Source organism: Peribacillus sp. (assembly GCF_059453735.1).
Genome location: NZ_JAZVJO010000309.1, coordinates 1 through 9,855, shown reverse-complemented (window position 1 = coordinate 9,855; position 9,855 = coordinate 1). Strand labels below are relative to the sequence as shown.

The 9,855-nt window shown below is 37.5% G+C and carries 11 protein-coding genes and 1 riboswitch; of the genes, 3 read left to right on the top strand and 8 right to left on the bottom strand.

From position 1 onward, the window contains the following. The first annotated feature begins 277 nt into the window (after positions 1 to 277). Positions 278 to 1,663 carry an amino acid permease gene (locus AC52RT_RS09915; RefSeq protein ID WP_495540591.1) on the top strand — a complete coding sequence of 462 codons (1,386 nt, stop codon included), beginning with the start codon at positions 278 to 280 and terminating at the stop codon, positions 1,661 to 1,663. A 46-nt stretch (positions 1,664 to 1,709) separates the two neighbouring features. Here AC52RT_RS09915 and AC52RT_RS09910 read toward each other — a convergent pair whose 3' ends face one another. The 8 genes from AC52RT_RS09910 to AC52RT_RS09875 all read right to left on the bottom strand — a co-directional run bounded on the left by AC52RT_RS09910 (position 1,710) and on the right by AC52RT_RS09875 (position 6,938). Beyond that, positions 1,710 to 2,480, bottom strand: coding sequence for a CPBP family intramembrane glutamic endopeptidase (locus AC52RT_RS09910; protein WP_495540590.1), 771 nt, complete (start codon positions 2,478 to 2,480; stop codon positions 1,710 to 1,712). Positions 2,481 to 2,747: 267 nt separating this feature from the next. Further along, entirely contained in the window at positions 2,748 to 2,840 is a 93-nt protein-coding gene (locus tag AC52RT_RS09905) for a putative holin-like toxin (RefSeq protein WP_235782502.1), read from the bottom strand. A gap of 111 nt (positions 2,841 to 2,951) precedes the next feature. Further along, positions 2,952 to 3,509, bottom strand: coding sequence for a 6-phospho-3-hexuloisomerase (gene hxlB, locus AC52RT_RS09900; RefSeq protein WP_495540589.1), 558 nt, complete (start codon positions 3,507 to 3,509; stop codon positions 2,952 to 2,954). Beyond that, positions 3,506 to 4,150: a 3-hexulose-6-phosphate synthase gene (hxlA, locus tag AC52RT_RS09895; protein WP_495540588.1), complete on the bottom strand. Its 645-nt coding sequence runs from the start codon at positions 4,148 to 4,150 to the stop codon at positions 3,506 to 3,508. Before hxlA ends, hxlB begins: the two co-directional genes overlap by 4 nt. A 128-nt stretch (positions 4,151 to 4,278) precedes the next feature. After that, a complete protein-coding gene (gene hxlR / locus AC52RT_RS09890) occupies positions 4,279 to 4,644 on the bottom strand; it encodes a transcriptional activator HxlR (RefSeq protein WP_201648071.1) in 366 nt (121 codons plus the stop codon). 237 nt (positions 4,645 to 4,881) lie between these two features. Then, complete coding sequence (locus tag AC52RT_RS09885) at positions 4,882 to 5,037, bottom strand: DUF3100 domain-containing protein (protein ID WP_495540587.1); 156 nt, start codon at positions 5,035 to 5,037, stop codon at positions 4,882 to 4,884. Positions 5,038 to 5,253: 216 nt separating this feature from the next. Continuing rightward, on the bottom strand, positions 5,254 to 6,336 hold the full coding sequence (sfnG, locus tag AC52RT_RS09880; RefSeq protein ID WP_495540586.1) for a dimethylsulfone monooxygenase SfnG: 1,083 nt from the start codon (positions 6,334 to 6,336) through the stop codon (positions 5,254 to 5,256). A 101-nt stretch (positions 6,337 to 6,437) separates the two neighbouring features. Next, positions 6,438 to 6,539: riboswitch (SAM riboswitch) on the bottom strand. 198 nt (positions 6,540 to 6,737) lie between these two features. Then, entirely contained in the window at positions 6,738 to 6,938 is a 201-nt protein-coding gene (locus tag AC52RT_RS09875) for a cold-shock protein (RefSeq protein ID WP_034304915.1), read from the bottom strand. Positions 6,939 to 7,461: 523 nt separating this feature from the next. Here AC52RT_RS09875 and AC52RT_RS09870 point away from each other — a divergent pair. After that, on the top strand, positions 7,462 to 8,343 hold the full coding sequence (locus AC52RT_RS09870; protein ID WP_495540585.1) for a hypothetical protein: 882 nt from the start codon (positions 7,462 to 7,464) through the stop codon (positions 8,341 to 8,343). Positions 8,344 to 8,519: 176 nt separating this feature from the next. Further along, positions 8,520 to 9,650 (top strand): CAP domain-containing protein, encoded by a 1,131-nt coding sequence (locus tag AC52RT_RS09865; protein ID WP_495540584.1) that lies wholly within the window; start codon positions 8,520 to 8,522, stop codon positions 9,648 to 9,650. Positions 9,651 to 9,855: the final 205 nt, after the last annotated feature.

Genomic DNA, 9,855 nt, shown 5'->3' with positions numbered 1-9,855 from the left:
TAGGCTATCAGAAAACCTGTGTTGGAACTCAATTTTCTAACTATTGCGATGATTTTTATTTATTTTACTTTGATGTTTTAGTTATTTACCACTTTACCAGACTAAAATATTGTATTATACTGACAAAGTATTAAGGTAGTTATTTAAATTTTTCACAGGCTATATATCATATGACTACATTATTTTTAACTAATACATTTGCAGGATTCCACTGCTTCTTATAAGTAAAAACACATAGGACTATCAAAAAAATGATTCACTAGAAAGGTAGATTAAGATGGATAAAAAATGGGGATTGTGGATTCTAACCACATTCGTAATAGGAAATATGGTCGGCAGCGGGATCTTCATCCTTCCAGCAACTTTAGCCGTTGATTCAAGTCCACTTGGTTCAACACTTGCTTGGGCAGTAACTGGAATAGGGGTATTATTTATCGCTTTAGTCTTCGGGAATTTAGCAGTACGCAAGCCCGAACTGAAAGCAGGACCTCAAAGCTATGCACAGGATATGTTTTCTTCACCAAAAACCGGACGGATTGCGGGATATAGTATGGCTTGGGGATATTGGGCAGCAAACTGGGCTGCTACTGCTTCAGTAATCATTTCATTTGCCGGGTACCTAACAACCTTTTTCCCAGTTATGCAAAGCAATAAAATTTGGTTTGCTATTGGAAACTACTCAGTGGAAGTCGGTAAAGGACTTACCTTCATCATTTGTTCTGCAGCACTATGGGGTATTCAATTAATTTTATCCAGAAGCTTTAACAGTGCTGGTAAGCTCAATTTAGTAGCAACGATAACAAAAGTGTTAGGATTTGCCTTCTTTATTATTGCAGCACTATTTATCTTTGATGCGTCTAACCTAGGCGGAAGCAATGAATATATCGATCCTTCTGGCAATCCTTTGTCACTAGGGGGTCAAATTAATTCAGCGGCAATCTCAACGCTCTGGGCATTTATTGGTATTGAAGCAGCTGTTATGCTATCAAACCGCGCTAAATCACAAAACGATGTTAAAAAGGCAACAATTATTGGTCTGATTGTATCTCTAATCATCTATATGGGTATTACCCTCTTAACAATGGGAGCTTTATCTCAAGAAGAGTTACGCGGTTCACAAAAACCACTTGCAGATGCTTTAGAGCAGGTGATTGGCAGCGGCGGCAGTTACCTGATGTCTGGTTTAGCGATTATCTCTTTACTTGGCTCAGCAATCGGTTGGATCGTTGTCAGCTCTGAAGTACCCTATCAAGCGGCAAAGGTAAATTTATTTCCAGCCTTTTTCGCTAAAACTAACAAAAATGGCACACCCATTCGTTCTATGACCTTAACGAACATTATGACTCAACTGTTTTTATTCTCTACTATCTCGGCAACTGTAACTCAAGCGTATAAGTTTTCAATGACAATTGCGACATTAGCGTACTTAATTCCCTACCTAGTTTCTGCTGTATACCAGCTTAAACTCGTTATCACGGGTGACACCTATGACTTAACGAAAAGAGCAAGGAAAATCGACGGTGTCATTACCGTAATTGCTCTATTCTATTCGATTTGGGTCATTAAAACTGGTACGGCTAATATGACTACATTCTTACTAGGAATCGGATTATTTGTCTTCGGATTACTAATTTATCCACTATGGATGAAGAAAAAGATATAATTATAGAAAATGACCATCCACTCGAAATGAGAGGATGGTCATTTTTTCATACAAATTCTTTAGCTGAAGGTTTAAATTTTTTTGTGACTACTAAATAAAATACGATAAATAAAACGACGTCCATAAAAAATGAGACAGCAGGGTTATTCCCGGCAACCGTAAATAGTGCAGGAACAGAACCTCCAACCGAATCAGCATCAGCTAAGAACCAAAAAAGGAACATATTATTCGCTGCATGTGCCCCTATCGATAGCTCCGAACTACCTACTTTGACAGCAATAAAGGTCAGCATAAAGCCAACAAAAACATAATCCAGTCCTACCCAAACTGCGGAACGCTCCATTTCCGGATTAGCAAAATGTAATGAACCAAATATGATTGCCATGATGATTGACAGTATAACTGGGTTTCTGCTCAGTTTTGCAATCCATTGTAATAAGAAGCCTCTAAAGATTAATTCTTCGACAGTGGTTTGAATCGGTGTTAAAAGTAAAACGACGATAAAAAGGAAAAGAAATTTAGAACCATCAAATTCGTTCCAAATATAATGCTCAGGAAATATTAAGAAATAAATGAATTGCAGCATCAATAAAAGCGCAAAGAAAAGCCCGAATCCGCTAAAGATTTGTTTCCACTGAATTCGTGCGGCTCCGGTAACAAGTGTTCTAAGTTTACGTTTATGAACAACCCTAATAGAAAACCAGATGCCTAAAAACCAAAAGACATAAAGTAAATTTAAGAATAACAAGTCAATGGTAGGGTCCATCCCCACTATTTCACCTGTATCCAGATCGAGATGGGCATCGCTTCCACTCATTGTCGAATAAAGAAAACCTAAAATTAAATAAAGAAAACTACCTGCAAATATAGAAGCAATTATAATAACTGAAGACAGCAGGTATCTCTTCCAGCTATTATTACCTGGAATATTAAATAAGAAATGATTAATCTAAAATCCCCCCTATGTATCTATTTCTTTTCCCTATTGTAACTATATGGGAATCTGATAGATTTGTATATAGTCGTACGAACAACTATAAAAAAAGCGGGTCATATTCCTCTCCCGCTTCACTCTTTTAATGAATTAGAATTTTTTATCATCGTCATGAAACTGGAGTATAGCGATCACAAACATCCCAAAGCTGATCATCAAGGACAAAATTTCAATGGTTTCCATTTAGTTATCGCCTCCTTGTTTACATGTTCTCCACATCCAGGTTTGTCCTATACACACGTTTTAACGACAAAAAACCCCCTGTATAAAAATACAGAGGGAATTTTTGATTTTTCATTCCAAGTTCGCATGCTGCCCATACATGGTTTGTCCATTGAGTTCCTTTTTATCCATGACCGCTAAGATGACTGCATCATATATCAGCAAAAGGCTTTGTTCAAACAAAGATCCCATTGGCTGGATAGATTGATACTGATTACTTTCACTGTCTTTTGGCTTGGCAGGAATCTGAACAATAACATCACATATGTTTGCTAATAGTGATTCAGGATTAATGGTGATTGCTGCACAGATAGCTTCAAGGCTTTTAGCTTTTTCAGCCATCGCGATTAAGCTTTTTGTCGTGCCTGAACCAGAGCCTGCAATCAGAAGATCAGCTTTTCCGATTCCAGGTGTAATTGTTTCTCCTACAACATAGGCTTGTACACCCATATGCATTAAGCGCATTGCAAAGGATTTCGCCATGAACCCCGAGCGTCCAGCACCAGCTACAAAGACTTTTTCAGCACTAAGGACAGCGTTGACAAGTTGATCTAACTCATCAGCAGAAACCTTAGCCAAAGTCTGCTCAAGTTCATTTACAATTACTTTGGTATAATCAACTGTGTTCATGCTTTAACGGAAGCCTGCTTCACCATTTGCTGCATTTGAGCAGCTACCGCTTTTTTATCATCCACACCCGTAATACCGCCGCCTACAATCACTAAATCTGGCTCAGCAGCAAGTACTTCAGCCAAGGTATCAAGTTTAATTCCACCTGCTACAGCTGTTTTAGCGTGTTTTACAACTTTTTTAATGGTGCGAAGCTGTTCAAATGAATTTTCACCTGCTGCTTGAAGGTCATAACCGGTATGAACACAAATATAATCGACTCCAAGTGCATCAATTTCTTGTGCACGTTGTGCGATGTCTTTTACATTTATCATATCAATTAAAATCTTACTGCCATGTTTTTTTGCTTCTTCCACAGCTCCAGTAATAGTTGCATCATCCGTAGCCCCTAATATTGTAACAATATCAGCTCCTGCTTCTGATGCTTTCATTACCTCATACCCGCCTGCATCCATCACTTTTAAATCAGCAAGTACTTTTAATGAAGGAAAAGCAGTTTTCATTTCTTTAACCGCTCTTAGCCCCTCATTAATAATGACTGGTGTTCCAATTTCTACGATATCAATAAATTCAGCAACCTCTTCCACGATTTTAATTGCTTCTTCTGTATTTACAAGATCTATTGCTAATTGTAATTCCAATCTATTCACTCCTCTTATGGATTTTATCTTTCATGTTGTCATTTCATTCTAAATCAATATACCAATGATGAGAAGTACGCACTTTTTCCGCATATAGTGCGGAAAAGTATACTAAGCAAAAACAATATCTAATGACTTTCTAATATTTCCACCACTTTGTCAACGGAAGTAGTGTCCATATACTCTTTACCCCAATTGTACATCGCTTCCAAAATAGGCATTAACGTTTCACCGCGCTCAGTTAATGAATATTCAACCTTTGGAGGGACAACAGGATAAACCTCCCGATGAAGGATTAAATCATCTTCTAGTTCGCGCAATTGGCTGGCAAGCATCCGCTGAGTAATACCAGGTATCATTTTTTTTAATTCTCCAAAGCGCTTGGTGCCTTCTCTTCCCAAATGCCAAAGGATAAGCATTTTCCACTTGCCTCCAATGATCGACAAGGTCAATTCTTTTTCACAATTAAACGTTTTTCCATATAAATGTCCCAACTCTTCACCCCAATTATTCTCTGCGTTAATTGAGTAAAGTATACACGTTAGTTGAAATCATGTACAGGATGACGAGTTGGTTTATCCCTTTTCTATCTTTCTTCTTAACAGCAAATTTCTTTCGTAACTATTAATGGAATATTCCTGTTAGTTTAAAGGTAAGTTCAGCAAAAACTGTTTCAAGTTTATCGCAGAGTCGAAAAAAATACATACGTCACAATGATGATGGCCATAATATTAGCTACACCGGCGAATAAGGCATTTTTTCACATCTTTTGGGAATACAACAACTAGTGCACCAGTCGCAGCACCCATCATACTTCCTGAACCGACACCAGCTTCCATGGCTAAGGAAATCGGATGAAAGATCCAAAAGGATGGCTCCGAGTACATAGTATAAAGCATCGGAAATAAATAAAGCCAATCCCTCTATTCCTAGATCAAACTTATGTATGCCTATCATTGTAAGTATGACTAGAATAAAAACAATAGCGGGTATCTTCATATTTTCCTTTCTCATTTATTAAAACGACGATTACAGCATTCATCCACTCAATAGGAGTTCAGCTAATCCATATCCCAAAAATAGGATATGGATGTAGAGATGGTTTAAACAAGTGATACCGTTAATGCTCCTTCTTTTTGACGGACTAAGGGGATGACCTCTTGGCCGAAACGTTCTAAATCTTCCTCATAATGAAAATAACCAGTTAATAGTAAATCTATACCTAGTTTCTTAAGTTCAATAATACGATCCGCTACTTGCTCAGCTGTACCAATTAACCCTGTTTTAAATCCATCGTTATATTGCACCAGATCTTCGAGCGTTGACTCCGCCCACATGCCGTCCTTATCCTTGGTTGACTGCCCTGCATCCTTCACGCTGTTTTTAAAGCCTTCAACGGCCTTTGAATCTCCATGACTTATAATGTCTCGCAGCAATTCGATTGCCTCTTCTTCCGTATCTCGCACGATTACAAAGCCATTTGCAGCAAACTTAACCTCTCGTCCCTCTTTTGCTGCTTTTGTTTTCACATCATCTATTTGCTTTTTAAAGCCTTCAAGTGTATTGCCGTTCATAAAGTAAAAATCCGATACTCTTGCAGCCATCGCTCTTGCTGCTTCTGAATTCCCTCCTTGAAAAATAGGAATGCCGTCTCTCTCCTGAGGTTTTGGTTTAAAAGGAGCTTGATTGATTCGGTAAAAGTCGCCTTTATATGTGGTTTCTTCTTCTTTCCAGAGTGAACGAAGAACATCGATAAACTCTTCAGAACGGCGGTATCGTTCATCATGATCAAGCCAGTGCTCACCATAACCTGTAAATTCCTTTTTAAACCACCCGCTGACGATATTAACCGCTGCCCGTCCATTGCTAATATGATCAAGGGTTGCCAGCATCTTCGCATATACCGCTGGATGCCATAATCCTGGATGTACAGCCGAGATAAGGTGCAATTTTTCAGTGACACTTGCCAAAGCCGACGCTAGGGTAATTGCTTCAAGTTGATTTTCAGCGCCGTAACTTGCAATAAAACGTGTTTGTAATAATGCATATTCAAAACCATTTTGCTCTGCTATTTGTGCATAGCGCTTATTCGCTTCAAAACTCCAATCTGTTCTTTGCGGCAGCTTGGAAATGACTAACCCTCCGCTTACGTTTGGTACCCAATAGGCAAATTTCAATTGTGTCATAATCTTTCCTCCCTTTAAACTCGTATTCATCGTACAGAAAACAACAAAAAGCCCTCCTCAATGAGAAGGGCAAAGTACAAATAAATATCACGTACCACCACATCTCATCTTCAGGACACCAAGGTCCTTCTGAATTTGGCACCGTACACTGGCCGGTTGCCGAGGCTTCACAGGGTCAGTCCCTCCGCCTCTCTTGATAAGATTACTATTAAATTCTCTCTAAACTTACACGTATACATTATGGATGTCAATAAAGAAATGAAATATTCCGACTTTTCCGATCATATTTACAACTATTCTCCTATTCTTGATCATACTTCAAGAAAGAAATGCAGCAACAGTTTTTAAACACAAAAAAACAGGCTCTATAAATAGAGCCTGTTCTATATGTTGGATCAATATTATGCTTTTTGAACGTTAGAAGCTTGGGGTCCACGTTGACCTTGTTCTACTTCAAAAGTAACTTCTTGACCTTCATCTAAAGACTTGAAGCCTTCGCTTTGGATAGCTGAGAAATGTACGAATACATCGTCTCCGTTTTCGCGTTCGATGAAGCCGAATCCTTTTTCTGCGTTAAACCATTTTACTTTACCTTGTTCCATTTTTGTTGCCTCCTAGTGCGTTTTACACACAATGTATTACTATTCTTGCTCTAAGTTACATATCGAGACGAAAAGTAAAAACTTTTTGTAATCGTAGTACTGAACAAAAATAATTCTTCTTTAGAATAACAGGAAATTACCCAAAAAGCAAATCAAATAAATGAAAATAATTATAAAGTCCTGTCATATTTTATTTCCTCTTATATAATACAGGCAAAGGTAATTATATTCTTATAGAAGATACTAAGAAAATCTTATGAAATTACTAGACCCTATGCGTATTGCTTTTTCAAAGGTTTAAAGACAATTATAGAGAGTAAGTGTGGAAAATACTTTACGACACATAGGTGATTTAAGGAAGGAACAATGACGAAGATTGACGAAAAACTTATTATTTTGTGGTTATACCCTTTACTAAAATAAAAAATTGTAAAAAGGAAAAAAATACACTATCTTATTTCTGTAACACTCTTTATAATAAACAAATGAATTAGCAAAATAAAGTAATTTCTGGGAGGATATCATGTATAACTGGATTGGAAGCAAGCCGACTTTTTCACAAAAATCGTTGATCAGTCAGTTTGAACCCCTATTGCTTGAAGCTGAAAAAAACTGCCTTCATTCTGATGAGGTAATATTAAAAGCAATTGAAGCGGAATTTGTGAAGAACGAAACTAAAGTCTATGGCCTGCTAATCCTAACAAGTCGGTATTTTGCTTTTCTAGGGCTGAACGAATATTTTAGATACAGTCTTGACGAACTGCTGGACTACCGTTTTGATACAGATATCAACAATAAAGACAATTGGAATTTATCATTCCTTACAAATTGCGGGCACTTAAACTATGAAAGTATTAATAAAAATGAGGATTCAAAAGAATTTCTTGATGCGCTGGAAATGAAATTTGCGCATCCAGAATATACAATACAAACAACTGTAACACATGATTTTAAATACTTGCTAACTGCTGAACGTTTGCATGATTATGATATTAAAAACATTCAAGTCACACCTTTCTTACTTAAGCGGGATAACATGGGGATTAGTAAAAACGGGATAAGAATGCTGAAGGAGCTCCATCCAAGTGCCAAATTTATTTCCGAAGGATACTATCAAGACGAACAAAAAGCTGGAAACTTTATTACAATAGATCAAGATATTCTTTTGTATGAATATAATAATAAAACACGTAGTGCTGTCCTCATTAAAAAGTGGCCAATTACCTTCTTCAATGGAATGCCAGTGAATCATGGCAGTATGGAAACAGAAATAGCCGATCCTTCCGGTAAGTTAGTCATCAGTGACAACGGAAGGTTCTGTGAAACTCTCCTGAATAAAATGGGCATTACCTTGACTAAACAACAGAAAAAATGGCATAAACTCTTCAGCTTCAAAATCAGCTGATTTTAAAAGAGGATGACACCGAACGACCAACGTTCTAGTGTCACCCTCTTTTTTTACTTAATTTACTAGAGCCCCAATGTTTCATTTATTTATTAAAAAAAGATAAAATAGTTTGATACAACTTCATAAATGGATATAACTATACACGTTTCTATATAAAGTTAGGAGGAGAATAGTTGGAACGTTTGATAAAATTAATCATTGTATGCCTTATTCTAGCTGGTGTCTGGAATTTGTACGGCGACCATTTAAAGAACGGCAATTATCAAGCTGCCTATATAGATGCTAAGACTGATATAATAGCTATCAAAGAAAATCCTACTGTCATCTCTACTTTTGAACGATTACAAACTGGACTGTCTACGTTGATTGATAAATTGGATCAAAAAATAGCCCCTGAATCAAAGTCCGAGTCAAAGTCAGTGGAAAAACCTGATCTAACCTCACCGACTACGCAATCATTCTCTGTTTATAACATCGAAATTGGTGATTCTAAGGAAAAAGTTAATAAACAGGTTGGGAAGGCTAAACGATCGTCTATCAACGAATATGGTGTGAAATGGCACGCTTATCATACTGATTATCAAAATTTCTTTATGGCCGCTTACAACAATGCAGGGAAGGTAGCTGGGCTGTATACTAATCAGGACTTAATTACTTCTAAATCAGGGATCACCCTGAACAGTTCTAAAGATAAAGCACTTAAGCTTCTTGGTGAACCACTTACGTCTATGCGAAAAGGTATCGTTACTTACCAGATGCAAGACACGCAGGAGTCTACCCTCTTCAAACTCGATGACAACTATATTACTATTTTTTACGATAAACATGAAAACGATCGCGTTACTGCGATTCAAATCATATCTGCCGATCTTGAAAAGCAAAAAAAGACATTCTATCCTGAACCGAATGTTGAACTTAAAGAAGGATTTGAATATCAACTATTTGATTTGACCAATGCTGCTCGAGTCACCCATGGCCTTAACTTCCTAACATGGAATGAAGCCGTTAAGGACACTGCTCGAAAGCACAGTGCTGATATGGCTAAGAATAATTACTTTAACCATACTAACCTCCGCGGTGAGTCTCCATTTGACCGAATGAAAGCTGACAACATCCGTTTTAGCACAGCTGGGGAAAACCTAGCTACTGGACAGCTCAGTAGTATCTTTGCTCATGAGGGCCTAATGAACTCACTTGGCCACCGGGAAAACATCCTGCAGAAGGACTTCAGAGAATTAGGCGTCGGTGTCGACTTCAGTTCAGACAAACGACCCTATTATACCGAAAATTTTGTAACTAAATAATAAATAGTTGTAGACAAAAGGGGTTCGGAATGGTTTCATTCCGAACCTTTTTTGTATTTTGAACATATTTCATGGATGTTTTCCTGCGATCATGGCTTTTAATAGGCTTACTGTTATTTTATAGTTCTTTATTGACATAGTATCCGCTTTTTAAATCTCTTGTATCCTGCTGAATTTGTTCTAGGATAGCCCTTTCAATCGCAAG

Excerpts from the sequence above, each read along its gene's own strand:
- AC52RT_RS09915 (WP_495540591.1), top strand. The coding sequence starts at position 278 with ATGGATAAAAAATGGGGATTGTGGATTCTAACCACATTCGTAATAGGA.
- AC52RT_RS09910 (WP_495540590.1), bottom strand. The coding sequence starts at position 2,480 with ATGAGTGGAAGCGATGCCCATCTCGATCTGGATACAGGTGAAATAGTG.
- AC52RT_RS09905 (WP_235782502.1), bottom strand. The coding sequence starts at position 2,840 with ATGGAAACCATTGAAATTTTGTCCTTGATGATCAGCTTTGGGATGTTT.
- hxlB (WP_495540589.1), bottom strand. The coding sequence starts at position 3,509 with ATGAACACAGTTGATTATACCAAAGTAATTGTAAATGAACTTGAGCAG.
- AC52RT_RS09885 (WP_495540587.1), bottom strand. The coding sequence starts at position 5,037 with ATGTACTCGGAGCCATCCTTTTGGATCTTTCATCCGATTTCCTTAGCC.
- sfnG (WP_495540586.1), bottom strand. The coding sequence starts at position 6,336 with ATGACACAATTGAAATTTGCCTATTGGGTACCAAACGTAAGCGGAGGG.
- AC52RT_RS09875 (WP_034304915.1), bottom strand. The coding sequence starts at position 6,938 with ATGGAACAAGGTAAAGTAAAATGGTTTAACGCAGAAAAAGGATTCGGC.
- AC52RT_RS09870 (WP_495540585.1), top strand. The coding sequence starts at position 7,462 with ATGTATAACTGGATTGGAAGCAAGCCGACTTTTTCACAAAAATCGTTG.